The sequence below is a fragment of the Edaphobacter sp. FHG110511_03 genome (assembly GCF_059115365.1).
In genome coordinates, this window is sequence record NZ_JBZYWL010000005.1 from 549,819 (window position 1) to 568,448 (window position 18,630).

18 protein-coding genes are annotated in these 18,630 nt (G+C 53.4%); 10 read left to right on the top strand and 8 right to left on the bottom strand.

Going from position 1 to position 18,630, the window contains the following annotated elements; translation table 11 throughout:
- Positions 1-182: 182 nt before the first annotated feature.
- Both AC5S26_RS22085 and AC5S26_RS22090 read right to left on the bottom strand, forming a co-directional pair.
- Positions 183-1,601 carry an HAD hydrolase family protein gene (locus AC5S26_RS22085; RefSeq protein WP_494187098.1) on the bottom strand — a complete coding sequence of 473 codons (1,419 nt, stop codon included), beginning with the start codon at positions 1,599-1,601 and terminating at the stop codon, positions 183-185.
- Complete coding sequence (locus AC5S26_RS22090; RefSeq protein WP_494187099.1) at positions 1,571-1,894, bottom strand: HAD family hydrolase; 324 nt, start codon at positions 1,892-1,894, stop codon at positions 1,571-1,573. Before AC5S26_RS22090 ends, AC5S26_RS22085 begins: the two co-directional genes overlap by 31 nt.
- 226 nt (positions 1,895-2,120) lie before the next feature.
- Here AC5S26_RS22090 and AC5S26_RS22095 point away from each other — a divergent pair, with 226 nt between their 5' ends.
- From AC5S26_RS22095 to AC5S26_RS22135, 9 genes are all read left to right on the top strand, one after another.
- Complete coding sequence (locus tag AC5S26_RS22095) at positions 2,121-2,486, top strand: DUF2249 domain-containing protein (protein ID WP_494187100.1); 366 nt, start codon at positions 2,121-2,123, stop codon at positions 2,484-2,486.
- Positions 2,483-2,629: a hypothetical protein gene (locus tag AC5S26_RS22100; protein ID WP_494187101.1), complete on the top strand. Its 147-nt coding sequence runs from the start codon at positions 2,483-2,485 to the stop codon at positions 2,627-2,629. Before AC5S26_RS22095 ends, AC5S26_RS22100 begins: the two co-directional genes overlap by 4 nt.
- Before the next feature lie 792 nt (positions 2,630-3,421).
- The gene (locus tag AC5S26_RS22105; protein WP_494187102.1) at positions 3,422-4,069 is read left to right on the top strand and encodes a helix-turn-helix domain-containing protein; all 648 of its coding nucleotides are present in this window, start codon (positions 3,422-3,424) and stop codon (positions 4,067-4,069) included.
- Between the two features lie 140 nt (positions 4,070-4,209).
- Positions 4,210-5,754 carry a phytoene desaturase family protein gene (locus AC5S26_RS22110; RefSeq protein WP_494187103.1) on the top strand — a complete coding sequence of 515 codons (1,545 nt, stop codon included), beginning with the start codon at positions 4,210-4,212 and terminating at the stop codon, positions 5,752-5,754.
- On the top strand, positions 5,751-7,619 hold the full coding sequence (locus tag AC5S26_RS22115; protein WP_494187104.1) for an aldehyde dehydrogenase family protein: 1,869 nt from the start codon (positions 5,751-5,753) through the stop codon (positions 7,617-7,619). The genes AC5S26_RS22110 and AC5S26_RS22115 overlap by 4 nt, the downstream gene beginning before the upstream one ends.
- Positions 7,616-9,133, top strand: coding sequence for a phytoene desaturase family protein (locus tag AC5S26_RS22120; protein WP_494187105.1), 1,518 nt, complete (start codon positions 7,616-7,618; stop codon positions 9,131-9,133). Before AC5S26_RS22115 ends, AC5S26_RS22120 begins: the two co-directional genes overlap by 4 nt.
- On the top strand, positions 9,130-10,203 hold the full coding sequence (locus tag AC5S26_RS22125) for a glycosyltransferase (protein ID WP_494187106.1): 1,074 nt from the start codon (positions 9,130-9,132) through the stop codon (positions 10,201-10,203). The genes AC5S26_RS22120 and AC5S26_RS22125 overlap by 4 nt, the downstream gene beginning before the upstream one ends.
- Complete coding sequence (locus AC5S26_RS22130) at positions 10,200-10,679, top strand: glycosyl-4,4'-diaponeurosporenoate acyltransferase CrtO family protein (RefSeq protein WP_494187107.1); 480 nt, start codon at positions 10,200-10,202, stop codon at positions 10,677-10,679. The genes AC5S26_RS22125 and AC5S26_RS22130 overlap by 4 nt, the downstream gene beginning before the upstream one ends.
- A 35-nt stretch (positions 10,680-10,714) precedes the next feature.
- Positions 10,715-10,999, top strand: coding sequence for a hypothetical protein (locus tag AC5S26_RS22135; RefSeq protein ID WP_494187108.1), 285 nt, complete (start codon positions 10,715-10,717; stop codon positions 10,997-10,999).
- A gap of 1,108 nt (positions 11,000-12,107) precedes the next feature.
- Here AC5S26_RS22135 and AC5S26_RS22140 read toward each other — a convergent pair.
- Positions 12,108-12,746 (bottom strand): AraC family transcriptional regulator, encoded by a 639-nt coding sequence (locus AC5S26_RS22140; RefSeq protein WP_494187177.1) that lies wholly within the window; start codon positions 12,744-12,746, stop codon positions 12,108-12,110.
- A gap of 15 nt (positions 12,747-12,761) precedes the next feature.
- Here AC5S26_RS22140 and AC5S26_RS22145 point away from each other — a divergent pair, with 15 nt between their 5' ends.
- The gene (locus tag AC5S26_RS22145) at positions 12,762-12,935 is read left to right on the top strand and encodes a hypothetical protein (RefSeq protein WP_494187109.1); all 174 of its coding nucleotides are present in this window, start codon (positions 12,762-12,764) and stop codon (positions 12,933-12,935) included.
- Positions 12,936-13,086: 151 nt separating this feature from the next.
- On the opposite strand, the gene AC5S26_RS22150 is transcribed toward AC5S26_RS22145, so the two are convergent.
- The 5 genes from AC5S26_RS22150 to AC5S26_RS22170 form a co-directional block, all read right to left on the bottom strand.
- Entirely contained in the window at positions 13,087-14,049 is a 963-nt protein-coding gene (locus AC5S26_RS22150) for an AraC family ligand binding domain-containing protein (RefSeq protein WP_494187110.1), read from the bottom strand.
- Positions 14,050-14,222: 173 nt separating this feature from the next.
- Positions 14,223-15,425, bottom strand: a complete 1,203-nt coding sequence (locus AC5S26_RS22155; RefSeq protein WP_494187111.1) for an MFS transporter — start codon at positions 15,423-15,425, stop codon at positions 14,223-14,225.
- Positions 15,426-15,516: 91 nt separating this feature from the next.
- On the bottom strand, positions 15,517-16,893 hold the full coding sequence (locus AC5S26_RS22160; protein ID WP_494187112.1) for an aldehyde dehydrogenase family protein: 1,377 nt from the start codon (positions 16,891-16,893) through the stop codon (positions 15,517-15,519).
- A 31-nt stretch (positions 16,894-16,924) separates the two neighbouring features.
- Positions 16,925-17,071, bottom strand: a complete 147-nt coding sequence (locus tag AC5S26_RS22165) for a hypothetical protein (protein ID WP_494187113.1) — start codon at positions 17,069-17,071, stop codon at positions 16,925-16,927.
- Positions 17,068-18,597 (bottom strand): acetolactate synthase large subunit, encoded by a 1,530-nt coding sequence (locus AC5S26_RS22170; RefSeq protein ID WP_494187114.1) that lies wholly within the window; start codon positions 18,595-18,597, stop codon positions 17,068-17,070. Before AC5S26_RS22170 ends, AC5S26_RS22165 begins: the two co-directional genes overlap by 4 nt.
- Positions 18,598-18,630: the final 33 nt, after the last annotated feature.

The following is an 18,630-nucleotide window of genomic DNA, read 5'->3' on the forward strand; positions in this document are numbered from 1 at the left end:
AGACCGCTGACTCTAGACTCTTAAGCCTTAACCTTAACTTGCTAGTGGTATCACGTGAGTAAAATCCATGAAGCTGATACGTGTTAGTGTCGAAGGCCTGCGGAACCGATGCTCTTCAGATAAGCATTTGCCGCGACCGGATTTTTTCGCCTTTGTAGGTCGCATAACTGTGAAGGCGGGGCCTATACTGGAAGCGTATATCGCGCATCGATGAGGGCACGTATGAGCTTTCGAGACTCCCGGGAATCTTGAGGAAATTGAAGTTCGATGCGAGCTGCTTGGTTTGCCAGGTAAGGATCTTTTACTGCTCCACGAAACCACTTGGAGTAGTCTTGACGGCGCAGATGGAATAGCCACGTTTCGGCGTCGATACCTTCAGCGATCTGCGAGAAAATAGCAAGATTGTGGGCCTTGAGATTGTGACGGTTCGCCGGTCCGCGAAAATAAAAGCTGTGGTAGCGCATGTTGCCTTCAGCGTATTTCCAGCGATGACGGATGCGATCTCCTCTGGGCTGCATGATGGTCATCGGGGATGGAGGCTTTCCCGCCCCAGGGAACCAAACAATAGCCTGCCCCGCCTTATGAGACAGACCCTGGGGCCAGAGCAGAGGACAACCGGTACTATTGCTGAAGCTCTTCATGGTTGTCTCTGGGGACCGCCCCACTGCAATGACTACGTCCATCATCGCCAGGACCGCGGCTGGCAAATGATCTGGTTGAACGGTCACGAGTATCGTCTCGCCTAGTTTTTGCGGCAATACCTCCGGTAGATGCCCCCAATCCAAGGGAAAAAGGTGATGAGCTTCATCGAAGACCATCCAGTGCGGTCGACCCGTTCTCGTACGCAACGTTCGAAGGCTCGGGAAAAGTTGCCCGAAGAACCCAGGCCGGTCCGCAAGTTGAATACTGAGAAGATTGAGACTGACGTTCATCTTAGGATCTTCGAGTATGCTCAACACTTCATGGATGCTGATTGCGCGGTTTGAATCGCCTAGATGGATAACATCACGGGTAAGCCCATAGTCCCCTTCCGGATCGATAATACAAACCTGATAGGTCTGCTCAATCAGGCGTTCGACGATACCTGCTGTGATCGTGGACTTACCGCTTCCAGAAGGTCCAGCAATAAGAATATTGGCTCCATAGGGAGACACTTTGACCTCGCCGCCTCCCTCCAGAAAACCGATGGAGATGAGATTACGACGAAGGTTTCCTTGCATTCGGATGAAATCGTCGGCGATTAACTCATTCACTAACTCTGCCAGACCGTCGCCGGCCTCTCGTTTCGTAATCAAGTCGGCGGACGCAAGGATGGAAGGTACCGCATTGGCAACCGCTACGGAACACTCGCAACGCTCTAGAAAAGACTGGTCGTTCTCTCCGTCTCCAATGCTGACGGCTTCATGAAACGAAAGCCCAAACCGTCGCAGGGCGACACTGAGTCCAGTGGCTTTATTGACCCCCGTTGGAAGTACCATCACGGCATTCTTATTGAAAACGATGAGTAGTTCCAATCCGGATTCCTGAATGGCTTGAAGAACAGCGTTTTGATGAGGTATCCATGTGGCAACTACAACCCGGCCAACCTCAATCGGCTCCACCCCAAGATTTCGAAGGCGTTCGACAAAGGCAGCAGGTAATGGTCGGCAAAGCAAGGTCTCTTCTCGCGTTTTTGAGACATATAAATAACCGCGCCGTTCTCTGCTACGACACAGTCAAACACATCAATCTGCGGCAAGACCTCAAGCAACTCAACAAGCCGTCTCCCGGTCACGAGAATGACTCGTCGTCCTGAAGCCCTCAGACGTTTGACCGCCCCAACAGCTTCGTCCGACAATTGCCCATCGGTAGCCAGCGTGCCGTCGTAGTCCGTAGCTAAGGCTAAGTATCGCATTGTGGTGAACTCCGGTTGCTGCTTCGCCGCATATTCTCGCAATGGTAGTACGCGATGAGATAGTGTCCGTCATCGAATAACGGAACTTCAGCAAGAAAAGAGCCCTGCGAAAACAATATCGGCACGCTATGAGCTAGGCCATAGCATATGCCTTTACAAGAGCCTACTGTGTCATCAGAAGACGATGCGCACATTTGTTTAAGAGAGGGACTCGCAATGGTTAAACATGCTGATCGAATACGCTGACGAAGGTTTCAATCCCAAAGCCATAGGGGAATCTTTCGTCCTGACAACTGACCATAATCCTGTGCTCTTGAACAGAGAACTTGATAATACGCGGCCTGGACAGGCGACCTGGGAGCACCTCAACCTCGGTCCAGTTAACTATCTCATCCGAATCAGACGAGTTGCGGCAGCCACATCTCAGACGGTCTGGTTGGCAAGCGTCCCAGAAGAGTTACTCCATGAAATTCACAATTTATCAGGACGCACACCATATACTCACGCACACAACAACTACATGGAAGGGATCTGCGTGATCCAGAAGTTTCCCTGCAAGCGATCCCCCATCATCTTTACCCGATTCAGGTGAAGACTCAAGTCGTCTGGGCAAAGACGCGTCTCCTCGCGGCACGCGCCTTCGCCTTCGAAGCCGTTGGCGCGCTGTGGGCGACGGTCTCCTTAGGCCAGCCTGCATCGAATCGCCTGGAGCAATATGCAGTGCAACAGGGTTGAAGGCTGAGAGACTGCGATAGAACGCGGTGGATTTGAAGTTGTGTGTCATGGGCGGTCGCTGAGGTCGTGAGGGAACACGCGTCCCTACGAATGTCAGAACGAACGGATGAGGATCTTGAGGCCCGGAGGGCATGATCTCGCGTCCCTGGAATCCATCACCCGCGATGGTGATTTGACCCGGAGCGCCTGCTGGCGCGAGTGGAGCACGACCTTGTCTCTGGTGAGTGTTCCCATAAGCGATTGACCAAGGAAGGTCCCCGAGATTTTGCCGTTCTCGTCCTGAAACTCCGCAACAGACCATGGTTTAGCCGCCGCCAGCAGGGGTATACCGCAGCGCAGATGGTGGAAGAGTCGCGGGTGTCGCAGGTGAGTATCGTCAATACGCTGCAGAAAAATTGGCCAGTATCGACTTCAGCGTCTCGTTGATTGGAGTGATGAACTAGTGCCGATGAGGTGGATTCGTGACTGAGTCAGGCAATGAAGATCTATATCGCCGAGTAAAAGGTGGATGCAGCCGTTCAAACGGCGCCCAACCCCATGCGTTTGCTCCCCTATGAGAGGGCACGTTGCCTAGCGCTCGCGGCACAGTCAGATGGCCCTCATTGGGGCATGGCTCGTTATATCAGGCGCTCCATCGACTGGAGCGAGAGACTGTTGATCTCCAAGTGGGGAGACGGAACCGCACCGGAACCGGAAGTTCAAGTTACTGCAGATCTAGGACATTCTTGACAATGAAGCAAAAATAATTGACTGTCAATAAAATCCTAATGCAGTTTAACTATCCGGCGTTATATGAAAAAGGTGTCTAACTTCCTGAAAAAGAAGAACGACAATTCAAACGCTACCGACGGTACTACCGTGGAAGAGGCGATTCGGCCTTACGCGATTGCCGACAAGCTGCGCACCTTGCGCTTGCGCCGGAGCATGGGGCTAGCGCAGCTCGCCGAACACTCCGGATTTTCACCTGCCATGTTGTCGCGCCTCGAGAATGGCCGACTTGTTCCGACTTTGCCAACCCTTACGCGTATTGCGTTGGTCTTCGGCGTTGGACTCGATTACTTCTTCACTGATCCGCGGAAGCGTCACGTTGTGGCCATCTCACGGCGCGACGAGCGCAAGGTATTCCCATCCGATCCCAAATCAACTTCCACCTCGTGGTCCTTCGAAAGCCTGGACTTCCGTGCTAACGAACGAAAGCTGAATGGCTTTCTGGCACACTTCCATTCATTGCCTGAGCAGAAACTCACACTGCATTTTCATCCAGGTGTAGAGTTGGTGTACCTCATCGAGGGGGAACTGGAGATGACTATCGGTGTGGAAAGATTCCAGCTCTCAGCCGGAGATTCTGTCTACTTCGATTCGTTACAGAAACATGCCTATCGAAGCCTGGTCAAAACGCCGTGCACCGCAGTTGTGATCACTACGGCATCTTCCGTGTAGGAGAGCATGCTGCGCATGCGAAATTGGATATGTTTACGGATCAGCAATCAAAGCTGACTTCTTTGCTTGTGAAGCAAATGATTCCATTCTGAGAGCTCAACTCGCGCCGTAACCTTGCCGGGGGACCCTATTGTTGGGGTATGGGCTTTGATCCAAGCGGTAGAAAAAAACACATCGCAATCGTGGGAGCCGGACCTGGCGGACTCGCCACTGCGATGCTTCTTGCGCAGCGGGGCTTACGGGTTCAAGTCTTCGAAAAGCAGGATGTCATCGGTGGCCGCAATGCAGAACTCCGCCTTGGGGAGTATAGCTTCGACCTGGGGCCGACGTTCCTGATGATGAAGTTTTTGCTCGATGAGCTCTTTGCTGAAGGAGGCCGCCGCTCGTGCGACTACCTGCAATTCCATCGGCTCGATCCGATGTACTCGCTCAATTTCCCGGACAAGACAATGCTTGTGCGCTCTAAACCGGACGCTATGAAGGCGGAGATTGAAAAGCATTTCCCTGGCGAAGGCACTGGCTTCGACCGCTTCCTGAAGCGCGAGAGTCTTCGGTTTGGAAAGCTCTATCCGTGTCTGCAACAACCGTACGGCACTCTCGCCAGCCTGATCAGTCCCACGCTACTCGCAGCCGCCCCCCATATTGCCGCAGGACGTTCGCTGCACAACGTGCTTGCTGACTATTTTCGCTCAGAAGAGCTGCGCCTCGCGTTTACATTCCAGTCGAAATATCTCGGGATGTCACCTTGGGATTGCCCTGGTCTCTTCACCATGATTCCGTACACGGAGCACGCCCACGGCGTGTATCACGTCATGGGTGGCCTTTGCCGAATTAGCCAGGCCTTTGCAGACGTCGTCCGCGAAGAGGGCGCTGAGATTCACACCTCTACACCCGTCGCTCGAGTTCTTCTTGATGGCCGACGCGCCTGCGGCGTCGAGCTTGCAAGCGGCGAAAAGATCTACTGTGACGACGTCGTACTCAACGCCGACTTCGGTCATGCTATGAGCATGCTGTTCGATGAGAAGGATCTTCGTCGCCACAAGCCATCGAACCTCCGCAAGCGCAAGTTCTCATGTTCGACGTTCATGATGTACCTCGGTCTCGATCGTGAATATGACGATGTCGAGCACCACACGATCGTCTTCGCGAACAACTACAAAAAGAATATCGAAGACATTTCCCATGGTCGCCCGACCTCAGAAGATATGTCGGTTTACATTCGAAACTCGAGCAAGACGGACTCGTCCAGCGCACCCGCTGGCCACTCCGCGCTCTACATTCTGGCTCCCGTAGCTAACAACACCAGTGGCATCAACTGGCAGGAATACAAGCAGCAATGTCGCGAGTACGTGCTCCGCATCCTACGGGATCGTACGCCGTATGGTGATGTCACGCCGCATATTCGCCGTGAGATGATCCTCACGCCTGAGGATTGGGAGAAGCAGCACTCCGTATTTCTTGGTGCCACCTTCAACATGGCACACAGCTGGGATCAGATGCTCTTCCTGCGCCCTCACAACAGGTTTGAAGAGTTCTCCAATTGTTACCTGGTAGGTGGAGGCACACATCCCGGCAGCGGACTGCCCACAATCTTTGAGTCTGCACGTATCTCAGCCAATCTGATCTGCGAGCAATATGAGGTCTCATATCCCGTCGCGAAGCATCTGGAGCCGACGCTCGTATGACCGCTCCCACTTCAAACCAGATCCTTGCCTACGCCCGTGCGGCGCAGCCCGCCTGGGGCGCACTCCACGTCTCACGTCGGTGTACCATTCTGGGCAATTTGCGCCATGAAATCGCCCTTCAGTGCGAATCAATCGCCGATACCATCGCGCGCGAAACTTCGAAACCACTACTGGACGCGCTCTCTGGCGACGTGCTCGTCACTCTGGAGCACCTCCGCTACTACGAGTCCCATGCGGAGCGCATATTGCGTCCGCATCGAATCGGCAAGCCCTCGTTCTTGTTCCATGGTGCGCGCTTCGAAGCATCTTTCGAACCTCATGGTGTGGCTCTAATCTTCGGCCCGTCCAATTATCCTTTCCAGTTATCGGTGATTCCGCTCATCACTGCGCTCGCTGCAGGCAATGCAGTGGTTCTCAAGTGTTCCGAGCGCACTCCCAAAACATCGACTGTGATCGCGAGTCTATGCGCAAAAGCGAATCTTCCAACCGACCTGGTGCAGGTGTTATATAACAGTCCCGAGGAATCCGCAGCCCTCATTGATGCTCGCCCCGACTTCATCTTCTTCACCGGCAGCAGCCGTCACGGGCAGCAGGTCGCAGAACGCGCTACGCAGTACCTCATCCCCATGGCCCTTGAGCTGGGGGGAAAGGATGCAAGCCTGGTCTTTGCGGATTGCCATTTAGACCGAGCTGTTGAAGGGATTACTTACGGCGCCTTTTCCAATGCAGGACGCGTGTGCGTTGCAGTGAAACGTGTCTATGTTGAAGCGTCCATCTATGACGAGTTTCTTGCCCGCCTAAAGCATCGCATCTCGATGCTTCACGTTAATACTGATCCAAACGCAGACTTCTGCCCCTTGACTGAGGACGCGCAATCTGATGTTCGTGCCCAGGTTGAAGACGCACTCTCCTGCGGAGCCACGCTGCATTGGCCGCAAAATCGTGCCACGGTCGCGCATCAGCCAACGCTCCTCACTGACGTTCCCGCCGAGGCCCGCATCCTTACCGAAGAATCCTTCGGGCCCGCGGTCTGTGTGGGTTCTTTCCGAGACGAGGCGGAAGCCATTGCACTTGCTAACGCGAGCCCCTTCGCGCTCAGCAGCAGCCTCTGGACCGACAATCGAGCGCGTGCCCGCCGCGTCGCGGTCCAACTCTCGGCGGGAAGCTGCAGCATCAATGACGTCATCCGTAACATTGCAAATCCTCATGCTGCATTTGGTGGAAATCGTCTGAGTGGCTACGGCCGCTATCACGGCCCCGAAGGTCTGCGCTCTTTCTCGCGCATGAAGACTATCATGGTCGCCAGCGATCGCCGTACTCGCGAAATCAATTGGTTCCCGTTCAATAGCCGCACCAGGCACCAGCTTGCCAGCCTAATCAGATTTCGACACGGGGCGACCGGCCTCCTGGGACGCCTCAGCCGTCTGCTCCTGCCTCTCCTGGTCAGTGCGGTACTTCCTCTCACCCTCATTGCGCAATCCAAAACGGAGACGCATCTCACCATTGACGTCCATCTCACGCAGCAGGCACACGGCGAGTTAGCCTATCTCGTCTTTGCTTCACCCTCCGGATTTCCTGGTGACCGCGATGAGGCACTCCGTCACGGATTTCTTCCCATCCCCTCTAACGCCCAGCATCTCCGCATTGATACCGATCTCCCACCAGGCATCTATGTTGTCACCGTTTACGAAGACCTTAACAGCAACCACAAGCTGGATCACAACCTCATCGGTATCCCGCGCGAGCCAGTCGGCGTCTCGAACAAACCAGCTGCGCGTTTTGGTCCTCCGCACTTCGATGAGTGTTCATTCCACCTTGGACACACTACTCAAACCATCATTATCACCTTGGTACGCGTATCATGACCGCTACTGAAAGAAACAAACGTGTCATCGTCATCGGAGCTGGGCTTGGCGGCATGTCCGCTGCCATAATGCTCGCGCGCAGAGGCTTCCAGGTCACGATCCTTGAGAAGAACGCGCAGGTAGGTGGCAAGCTCAATCAATTGCAAACCAAAGGATTCAGCTTCGATCTTGGGCCCTCAATCTTCACACTTCCTGAGATATTCCGTCCCATCTTCGAAGGTGACGGCAAGCGACTTGAAGACTACATAACCCTGCAGCGCGTCGATCCGCAGTGGCGCAATTTCTTTGAAGACGGAGTCGTCGTCGACCTTTGGGAAGATCCCGAAAGGATGCGCACGGAGCTCGAACGTTTCGGTCCGCAGGTCTTCGGCGAGTACAAGGACTTCCTCAAATACTCACGCCGCCAATATGAAATCCTTGAACGTGGCTACCTCCGCCTTGGTCTCGATACGCTCGTACAGTTCTTCCGCTTTTATGGGTGGAAGGAGGCCCGCGACCTCGACTATCTGCACTCAATGACCGGAAGCATTTATAAGCGCCTGAGCAATTGTTATGTTCGCGATATCTTCGAATACTTCATCAAGTATGTCGGCTCCAGCGCACTCGACTCGCCCGCTTTCATGAACCTGATGCCGACGATCCAGATGGATTTCGGACTTTGGTATGTTGCTGGCGGTCTGTATCAGCTGGGTCACGCGTTCCGCAGACGTCTTGAGGAGACCGGTGTCACGTTGTGCCTCGAGCATGAGGTTCAGCGTATCGAGTACTCCGGCAACACCGCCACTGGCGTGCAAGTCCGCAACCTTAAGGGAGAGAGTCGCACCTTGCCCGCCGATTACGTCGTCTCCAACATGGAGGTTATCCCCGCAATGCAACGGTTGTTGCATTCGTCCGCTTCCGCCATGAAGAAGCTGCGTCGCTTCGAACCATCCTGCTCTGGTATCATTCTTCATCTCGGACTAGATCAGGTCTATCCGCAGCTCGCACATCACAACTTCTTCTACTCGAATAATCTGCACGAGCACTTCCGCCGCGTCTTTCGCGACAAGAAACTTCCGGACGACCCAACCATCTATGTCGTCGCCCCTGCCCGCACCGATCCATCCCAGGCACCACCCGGCTGCGACAACATTAAAGTCCTACCGCACATTCCATCAATCAACGACAGACATTCCTACACACGCGAAGATTACGTTGCACTGAAAGAACTCTGCCTCGACAAGCTAGAGCGTATGGGCCTCACCGATCTGCGGCAACACATCGTCGTTGAGGATTTCTGGACTCCATTTGACATCGAGACTCGGTATGCCTCCAATCGAGGCTCCATCTATGGTGTAGTCTGCGATCGCCGCAGTAACTTCGCTTTCAAAGCGCCTAAACAAAGCCGTCAGTTCCACAATCTGTTCTTCGTTGGCGGTAGCGTCAATCCCGGAGCGGGCATGCCCATGGTCACGCTTGGTGGCCAACACGTCGCTCGGATGATTATCGAGCAAGCCGCCAAAGGAAAGCCATGATCATTCCAGCTCTCCTCTGTGCTGTCGGGCTTCCCGCCGGCTTCCTCCTCATCCGACGCGTTCCTACATGCCCGTCCGCTCAGTCCCACGGTGCAACCAGTCTTTCTATCGTCATTCCAGCGCGTAACGAGGAAGACAACCTTCCTCGTCTTCTGCGATCGATCGCTGCATCCGTAGTACGGCCGGCAGAAATTCTTGTCGTTGACGATGCCTCTACGGACAAGACTGCGACTATTGCACGAGGTCTTGGCGCTACCGTTATCACTTCAGCTCCGCTACTCGACGGCTGGACTGGCAAGGCTTGGGCGTGTCATCAGGGAGCCCAGCGTGCCATCGGCAATCATCTGCTTTTTCTGGACGCGGACACATTCTTTGTTGACCGAGGCCTGGAGCGCCTAGTGGTTCGCTGGCTCCGCGAACGTGATCCAAGACTGGTCTTATCGTTGCTGCCTTACCACGCCATGAGCGCCAAATACGAGCAACTATCACTCTTTTTTAATATCCTCATGGCTGGGGGAGCCGGTGGATTCGGTTTAGTCTCTGGGCCGCGACTCTTTGGCCAGTCGCTCCTCATCTCAAAAGAAACTTACTTCGCTGTTGGCGGTCACTCTGCTGTTCGCGGCTCCGTCCTGGAGAATCTCAATCTAGCCGACCTTATCCGCACCTCAGAGACGCGCATCCTCTGTCTGGGCGGACGCGGCACTCTTCATATGCGTATGTTTCCGGAGGGTCTCGGCCAGATGTCCGATAGCTGGACAAAAGCTTTTATCCACGGAGCCGCAGTCTCGGACAGCCTTGTTCTTGCGTCAGCAGTGATGTGGATCTCCGCTCTCTGGTCTGCCGCGATTCTCCTGATTGTCCCGCGTGACTATGGCCGCATCGGCGTGGCCGTGGTTTATCTGTTGCTCAGTCTGCAACTTGTCTGGCTCGCACGTCAGCTTGGCAGCTACCGTTTCCTCACCTGCCTACTGTATCCGCTGCCGCTAGCATACTACTGCGCTGTATTCGGCCGTTCCGCCGCGCGGCGCGCTCTCCGCCGCAAGACTGTCTGGCGCGGGCGTGAGGTATGATCGCGCTGGTGTGGGCGGCGAACGTTCTCGGCTGGCCCATCCTCCACATCGCCATCGGCTTCATCTCTCTCCGCGTACCGACCCAAGCCTTCGTACGCGACACCTGGCTCACAGCCCCACGCTCTTGGGAACAAGATGAACATGTGTATCGGGATTGGCTTGCCATTCGAAAATGGAAATACCTACTCCCCGATGGCGCACCTTGGCTTGGAGGATTCGCTAAGAAAAAGCTCCTCAGCCGCAATCCAACTTGCATCGCTTTATTTCTCATCGAGACACGCCGAGCCGAAATCGCGCACTGGTTCATGCTCGGCTGTTTCCCCATTTTCTTTATCTGGAATCCGCCGTGGGCGCGCTGGGTAATGGCCGTTTACGCCCTCGCCGCTAACCTGCCCTGCATACTTGCGCAGCGCTATAACCGCTCGGTACTCAACCGCATCGCTCACGCTCGATGCCGCGATTTTGTTCGACGATGACCCGATCCGCACAGAAAGGCAATCGAGTGCCTCGCATGCGACGCTACTTGGTCCATCTATACTGCGTGCGGGATGATAGCAATCGTGCCTGCCGCTATGTCGCTCGCATACAGCTATGGAAAACCCGCGGCAGCGTTCTCACGAAGACCCAGGAGCGTGTCTTCGCAGACGAATATGAACTTATCGACACCATTAATCCCCTGCTTTCCCAGGGCTCCGATGTCCGTAACGTTATCAGCCACATTGAAAATCCCGACGGCTTCCTTTATCTTCTCTACCTCAGTTCCGAGGAAGCGAGACTTTTGGGATGGAAGGAATAAATCGAGGTTGTCTGATTACAAAGCTCGAGGGTGAACAGAACATCATGTTCGATGAAAAAACTCAGGAGTACTAAACCTTCGATGTATTCATCAAGACTCATCTGTAACGGTAAGTCGGCTTGTCTGTGAATCGCTAGTGAAGTGAAGGCTCACTTTTAGATAACAGGACAACACGCATTGAAGAACCACTGGTCATAGGTATGCACATATCGGAGAGCAGCTGGTTACTGAGCGGTTTTCCACTGAACTAGACCTGATTGACTGCCTGGAATCAACCAGCCAATTCCTTCCCCCGCTCCTGAGCGATCGCGCCGTCACAACCGAGTGTTGCTATGCGCGCGCGGACACTTTATCCGCTGCGCATTCCGTAATCGAGCGTAAACGAGCATAATTATAGATAGGTTGCAGCCAAAGAATGCGTGCCAGCGGCCTTCAAACTATTGAAAACAAATAGGATGCGCACTCTACCTAATTTTGTACCTGAACCCATCTGGAGATTTTCAGCTTACGATTCCCAAGCACTGAAACTAAATATGATAGTTGGTGCCGGGAGGGGGGGTCGAACCCCCACGGACCGAAGTCCGGTGGATTTTGAGTCAGCTTTTTCCACAGTTGCAGCGTCTCGCAAGTAGGCGCATGTTGACCGCATAACGGCTTATACATCAGAGACTTGCAAGGCGATGGTGTTTCGCATGGCGTTGCAGACCGAGGCACTGAATACAGGGGCAAAGTATCACCAGAAGTATCCCCGAAAAACTCAGCGGACTTGTGTGCCGTCCCCCCAAAATCTGGTGATACTTCGGGGATACTTTTGGCTCGTTCAGCACTGCTACGATCCGGATTTTTGGTCCGCCGTACGGCTTCGGCGGGAGCTATGCGTCGCACTCGAGACTGTAAATAACTCCGGATTCCCGAGCAAGACCATCACCAGACACGGGCATAGGTTCATTTCATGTTCGCGCGAGGTGGCACGATCGAAGTTGAGAGTGGTGAAAAGAGTTTTAGAGCACATCTCGTCAAAATTGTCTTCGCTTTCAAAATGTATCGGATCGATGTCTGCCTTCAACCATCGCTGCTACCGCTGAAGTGAATGCGGGAGGTCGTTCGCTTATCTGTGAGACAGTCGCCACGCTTGAGGTGAGCATCCTTCTCTTTGCCGAAAAGCCCGGGAAAAATGTGCAGGGTTCCTATATCCAACCTCTTCTCCCACCTCAGCGACGGAGAATCGACTGTGCCTGAGAAGATGTTTCGCCCGACGAATTCGCTGTTCTACGAGAAATTGATGGGGCGACTGGCCGGTGGCTCCTCGAAATAGTCGAGTGAAGTGAAACACGCTCAGTCCGCTGTTAACAGCTATATCGGAGAGGCGTAGATCGTGGTGCATATTTTCCGTCATGTACTCGAACGTCGTCTTCAAAGCTCGCAAGGAGAGGCCATGTCGGACAGTCGGTAGTTGGACGGGATCCACCATATGGCGACTCACAAGAGCAGTCGCTAACGCCATACTGAGCGAATCTGCGTAAAGACCGCCAAGATTCCAGTCGCTCAAGCTCTGTTCGCCTATCTCCCTCAAAAGAAATTCGAGATGAAAATCTCGAAGATTCCATCGCGTTTGGAAGCTCTCGGAAGCTCGAATGCCCCAGTTCTCCGCAAATTGCTTTAAGAAATTCCTATCGAGTGACACCACAAAGCGATCGCACGCTCCTTCCCACCGAGCACGATCACGGGTTCCGGGAGGCAAGAGCATGATCGTACCTGGCACGTGCGTTTCGGTGCCGTGCTGCGCATCACACCACCATTCAAACCTGGCCTTTCCAGCGATTTGAAGGTGCAGGCAGAAATCTATGTGTTCATGCTCTGGCAATTCAAAATTCCCAATGAAATGCTTCTCGACGAGCAGCTTGGAACTGGGCAGATCACCTGGGACACCCTCTGATCGTTGCGGGAGCAACGGTACCGATATTCCACTTCGGCGGACCGAAATCGGTATTGGGCAGAAGGCATCCATCGTTCAATTATGCGCTCTGCAGAGATGCAAGAAGTCGTGGCATTTTCGACGTAAGCCCTTTGGGCTCCGCTCAGCTCTATCAACCTCGTCGAAGGCTCGAGGCTTGAACACCATTTCCTCTACCGGATACGCGTGCGTGGAATTGTCCGGGGGTAACGCCCATCATCAACTTGAAATTTCGAGTGAAGTGGCTCTGATCTGTAAAACCCGTATCAAAAGCAGCTTCGGAGATCGTCTTCCCTTCCCGCAGGAGTTGCATAGCCAATTCAATCCGGATTTGATTGAGATATGCATGTGGGGTGAGTCCAACTGTCTTCTGAAACGTACGCAAGAGATGATACGTGCTCAATTGCGCGACGACTGCCAGTTCTTCGAGCGTATGGTTTTTGATGTAATGCGCTTCGATGTACTGCTTTACTCGATTGATCTTATCTCTTTCGGTTGCCACCGCTGATGATTGCGAACGATCGCACGCGTACCGTTCAGCCAGCCGACCGAAGATCGAAACAAATGCTGAATCGATCTCTAAAGAATCATTCGTATCCTCCTCCATGCTCCGATGCAACGTTAAGAGGCGGCCGCTGAGCGTTTGATCCTCAACGAACACGTGCGAAAAACGGAGCGGATTGTAGCCAAAATTGGATGAGAGACTTTGGTAAAACTTCTTCTCAAAATAGAAGATCCGCAGGATCCATCCCGGCGCCTTGGCGGGTCCCGGCGCATGAATCTCGCCAGGATTGATCAGAAAGACCGTGCCAGTGGGAAGGATGTGCGTTGAACCCCGATAATACGACGTCATCGCACCTTGATCGACCATGCCAATCGCAGGGACGGTATGGTAATGCCGGGCCGCCTTATACTTTACATACGAACCGCGAAAGAGTTCGAGTCCATCGCGTTTCGCGTGACGCCAGATCTGAGCAGTTTCCCGGGCACCGATCGGGCGTTCACTTTGGTATCGTGCGATGTTCTTTGGGTTTCCCTGAATAACGGAGGAAGAGGCCCTTCTCAAACCATCAGCTGATTCAGCAAATACATTCATCGTGCGACTCCCTCTCGAAAGGCTCGTCGCCGGCTCCGAGAACCTTAGGCAAGGCCTATCTTTATGAGATAACGATTGATCTAGACTCACTTTGCATTTCTTGCTTTAAAAGCGAGGAAGCGTCAGGGATGTCTCCCAACGACGACCCGATCCAATGACACCTCATCCTCTGGCTAAACGCCTTCCGTCGCATCGAGCCGCTCGTTCTTGAATAGAAATCCGGAACAGAATGCTCCTATAACTGCAACGAGGCCGAATACAAAGAAGCCCGTGCCCAGACCATAGCCGAGCATGCTACCAAATAGGAGACTTCCTAAACCGAATCCTGTGAACAGCGAAAAGGCAAATACACCTATGGCGAGCCCACGCTTAGGAGTGAGATCTGTGACGATTGCGGCGAGAGCAGGTTGAGTCATATCGCAACCAAGAGAAATGATCGTCACAATGAGCGCAGCAAGGAGAACGGAAACATTGAATGAGAGTGCCACGGTCGCTAATCCTGAAATTGCGATCCCCATGGGAATCGTCCAATTGCGTCCCCAATGGTCCGATGCCCGACCAATCGCTGGGCCGAAGAGCCACCCTGGGATTCCATAACCCAATAATGCGCAGCCTATCCCAATGTCACCAAGACCATAACGCTCCGAAAAGAGAAGGCCAAGCCAGGTGTAAACTCCAGATTGAAACAAACCGAAAAGGACGACATATATATACGTCCGGCGGCCGCGGTCAGAGCTCAAGAGTTCGGAGATAGAGCGGGCCAAATTACCTGCACTCGGTGATGCAGAAGCTGCTGTTGTGAAGACAACATTGCGAAACGATGCGGCTGAGACCAAAACAAACACAGTGATGATGCTGACAAGCAGGAACAGACCCCTCCAGCCAATCAACGGATTTAACAAGGCGCCAGCGGTGGACCCGCAGGCCATGCCACCCGCCACCGCTCCAAAGATCAACCCGAGTGCCTGCCCTCGCTCGCGGTACGGAAACAGATCCCCGACCAACCCTACCGAAATGGGTGTAATCCCGCCGGCGCTTAACCCGGCAAACAGTCGAAACCAGATCAGCTGAGATGGGGAATGTGCCAGGGCAGTCATTCCCGTAAGCACCGCAAATGCCGAAAGACATGCGCCGATCACTGGAAGTCGACCAATACGATCAGATAAGGGGCCGTAAAACAGCGTTACCGCACCGTAAGCCAGAAAGTACGCAGGAATGATGAGTCCAACCTTTTGAATCGGAACATTGAATACCTTGGCTAAATGTGGCAATAGGGGCGCCACCATATATCCTTGAAAGAACACCAGAAAGATAGCGACAGATAAGGTTTTCAACATGCGGCCTCGCCGCGCATCAGACAGCTCTAGTGATTTCATTTTATCTAGAAATTTCCTTTGACTCGATACATTCCAGTCGTGGTCAACCAAACGCTTCTGAAAGAGACAAGCACTCGTCGTTTGCAGTTCTTTAGAACCTCATAACGATCATTTTGTCTTGGGTCATATCTTGAATTGTGTGAGGGATTCCTCCAGTACCGTGGCCCGCTTGATGCCGTCCTGCGAATGGCATCCAATCCGTACGAAATGCAGTGTGATCGTTAATCATCACCGCTGAAGCATCGAGAAGATGTGCGCCAGTGAGAGCAACATTGATATTTTGCGCAAAGATGGCGGCCTGAAATGCAAAAGGAAGGCTGTTCGCACGATCGATCGCATCTTGCAACTCTCGATAGCCGTAGATGGAAACGACGGGACCGAAAACCTCTTGCTGCGATACGAGGGTCGTATAGGGTGGATCGACAATAACTGTTGGAGAATACGTCGTATCGCTGAGACGTTTGCCCCCGGCTACCAGAATTCCCGAGTGTTCAGTCGCTTGCTTGATCCAAGAATCGACCCTGTCAACTTCCTTCGATACGATAAGCGGACCAACCTCTGTCTCTACCTTGGTGGGATCGCCAACCTTAAGTTCTTGTACCCGATCGGCGAACCGGTCCACGAATGCCTTCTTAATATCGTCGTGTACAAAAACTCTCTGGGTTGAAACACATACTTGTCCAGCGTGATAGTAGCCGCCTCTTACCAAGGGCTCGATCACTGTATCAAGATCCGCCGAAACGTCAATGATTGCAGGAGCCGAACCTCCATGTTCTAGGGCGCATCGTGTACCTGGAGCAAGCTTCGACCGAAGATGCCAACCGACCTTCGCTGAACCAATAAAACTAAGAAAGGCAACACGCGGATCGGTAGCAAGACTCTCAACGAGGGAGACGTCCTTAGCGATGGCTGTTTGACACCAGGCGTCCGGAAGGCCCGCTTCGTGGACCAACTCAACAAATCGGATGCAACTGAGAGGAGTGGTCATTGCGGGTTTGACGATGACAGGACAACCTGAAGCGATGGCTGGCACAACCTGATGCACGATCAAATTCAAAGGATGATTGAATGCCGAGATTGCAACGACAACGCCGATTGGCTCTTTGGTTGTAAAGGCATAACGATTTTCCGCGGCAGTAGTTAGACCCATCGGGATCTCTTCTCCGGCCATACGCATCATGGTCGCATTGGCGATCTCAATTCCATTGATGGCGCGGGCCACCTCAACACGGGCGTCCGTAAGCGGCTTCCCTCCTTCCCGGGCAATTAGCATTGCAAACTGCTCTTGCTCTTCTTCGACAAGGTAAGCAAGACACTTCAAAATCTCGATGCGCTTATGTACAGGGAGCCAATTCGACCGTCTCCCGAACGTCTCGTACGCACGATCGAGCTTCTTTTCGACACTTGTAGCGTCGTCAACGGAGACCTCCGCAATGAGTTTGCGGTCGTATGGCTGATAAATACGCATGGAACGACTTCCTTTCTACCAGCGCCAAAGGTTATTCGAGCGAGACAGCTTTTGCCTTCAACTCATTCTGCAAGACGCGCTTATTCTCGGAATAGTCGATTGGGACAACCACCAACTGAACGCTACCGGACTGAAAGGCACGCTCGATCGCCGGAGCAAGCTCGTCTGCTCTGGTCACTCGCATCCCGACCAAGCCATACGATGCCGCATATGCAACAAAATCGGGGTTACCAATGAAAGACCGAAGTCTGCGAACCCCTCGGCCTGTTGTTTCCATCGGATCATTCCGTAGCCGCCGTCTTCGATAATGAGAACAACGAGATTCAACCCAAGACGAACAGCGGTCTCAAGGTCTTGAGAATTCATCATGAACCCGCCGTCACCACAAACTGCCAGAACTCTCTTGTGGGGATAGAGAAGGGCCGCCATCATCGCCGACGGAAGTCCCGCACCCATTGTCGCTAAGGCGTTGTCGAGCAGTATCGTGTTCGCGATGTGCGTTCTATAGTTTCGTGCGAACCATATCTTATACATTCCATTGTCGAGGCACAGAATGCCATCGTCAGGCATCACTGACCTGACATCGGCAACAATCCGCTGGGGAGCCAGGGGAAACCTAGAGGTATCTTTACCTTCAGCGGTATGCTGCAATACCGAGGCTTGTACTCGCTGAAAATAGTCCACATCCCAGCTTGGCGATTGATAATAGGCTTTAGATAGGCGAGTCATGCTATCGGCTATATCCCCGATGACTTCTACATGAGGAAAATAGACTTGATCAATATCGGCAGGATTGAAATCTAAATGAATGACGTGAGGACCACCATCGCGCATGATGAACGGCGGCTTCTCGACCGTATCATGACCGACGCTGACTATGACATCGGCAGAATCAACTGCTAGATGGACATAATCACCTTCTGACAGGGCAGCCGTTCCGAGATACAGATCAGAGTTGCCACTGATTGCTCCTTTACCCATCTGCGTATTGAAGAACGGGATGCGAAGCTCACGTATCGCAGCTGACAGCACCGATGCGAGACCTGGCCGATTTGCCCCGCCACCGATCAGGATCAAGGGATGGTGAGCAGATCGAAGAAGAGACACAGCCTGCTCAATGGCCTCATCCGGAGCCACAGGCTTCGTCGCCAGGGCGACCGGCACTAACGACGTACGCTTCGTTGTTTGTGAGGCGATATCCTCTGGCAATTCAAGATGGACAGGCCCTGGACGCTCTCCTTCAGCAGTTCGAAACGCATCCCGGATGAGAGTAGCTATGTTTCCGGCGTCAATGACCTGCTTAGCAGACTTTGTGAGAGGCCGCATCATCGCAACCGCATCGATGATCTGGAAGCGCGCTTGCCGACTCGCCAGAATCGGCTTCTGGCCAGTGATGAGAAGCATCGGCATTCCGCCGAGATATGCGTAGGCTACGGCGGTGACAAGATTGGTTGCACCGGGTCCAAGTGTACTGAGGCAAACACCCGCCTTTCCAGTGAGCCGACCATATGTTGCAGCCATGAAACCAGCAACCTGCTCGTGCCTTGTCACGATCAATATAATTTTGGACGTCCTAAGAGACTCGATCATGTCGAGGTTCTCTTCACCCGGTACACCGAAGATGAATTCGACACCTTCGTTTTGAAGCGCACGGACGATCAGGTCGGAGCCTTTTATTCCTTTGTCGTCCGAATCGATATTCAAGGCTGTCCCTTCTTCGCTTACCCAAGCCACATC

Excerpts from the sequence above, each read along its gene's own strand:
- AC5S26_RS22140 (WP_494187177.1), bottom strand. The coding sequence starts at position 12,746 with ATGCTCTTGCCTCCCGGAACCCGTGATCGTGCTCGGTGGGAAGGAGCG.
- AC5S26_RS22095 (WP_494187100.1), top strand. The coding sequence starts at position 2,121 with ATGCTGATCGAATACGCTGACGAAGGTTTCAATCCCAAAGCCATAGGG.
- AC5S26_RS22120 (WP_494187105.1), top strand. The coding sequence starts at position 7,616 with ATGACCGCTACTGAAAGAAACAAACGTGTCATCGTCATCGGAGCTGGG.
- AC5S26_RS22155 (WP_494187111.1), bottom strand. The coding sequence starts at position 15,425 with ATGAAATCACTAGAGCTGTCTGATGCGCGGCGAGGCCGCATGTTGAAA.
- AC5S26_RS22150 (WP_494187110.1), bottom strand. The coding sequence starts at position 14,049 with ATGAATGTATTTGCTGAATCAGCTGATGGTTTGAGAAGGGCCTCTTCC.
- AC5S26_RS22090 (WP_494187099.1), bottom strand. The coding sequence starts at position 1,894 with ATGCGATACTTAGCCTTAGCTACGGACTACGACGGCACGCTGGCTACC.
- AC5S26_RS22110 (WP_494187103.1), top strand. The coding sequence starts at position 4,210 with ATGGGCTTTGATCCAAGCGGTAGAAAAAAACACATCGCAATCGTGGGA.
- AC5S26_RS22125 (WP_494187106.1), top strand. The coding sequence starts at position 9,130 with ATGATCATTCCAGCTCTCCTCTGTGCTGTCGGGCTTCCCGCCGGCTTC.
- AC5S26_RS22160 (WP_494187112.1), bottom strand. The coding sequence starts at position 16,893 with ATGCGTATTTATCAGCCATACGACCGCAAACTCATTGCGGAGGTCTCC.
- AC5S26_RS22130 (WP_494187107.1), top strand. The coding sequence starts at position 10,200 with ATGATCGCGCTGGTGTGGGCGGCGAACGTTCTCGGCTGGCCCATCCTC.
- AC5S26_RS22105 (WP_494187102.1), top strand. The coding sequence starts at position 3,422 with ATGAAAAAGGTGTCTAACTTCCTGAAAAAGAAGAACGACAATTCAAAC.
- AC5S26_RS22115 (WP_494187104.1), top strand. The coding sequence starts at position 5,751 with ATGACCGCTCCCACTTCAAACCAGATCCTTGCCTACGCCCGTGCGGCG.
- AC5S26_RS22135 (WP_494187108.1), top strand. The coding sequence starts at position 10,715 with ATGCGACGCTACTTGGTCCATCTATACTGCGTGCGGGATGATAGCAAT.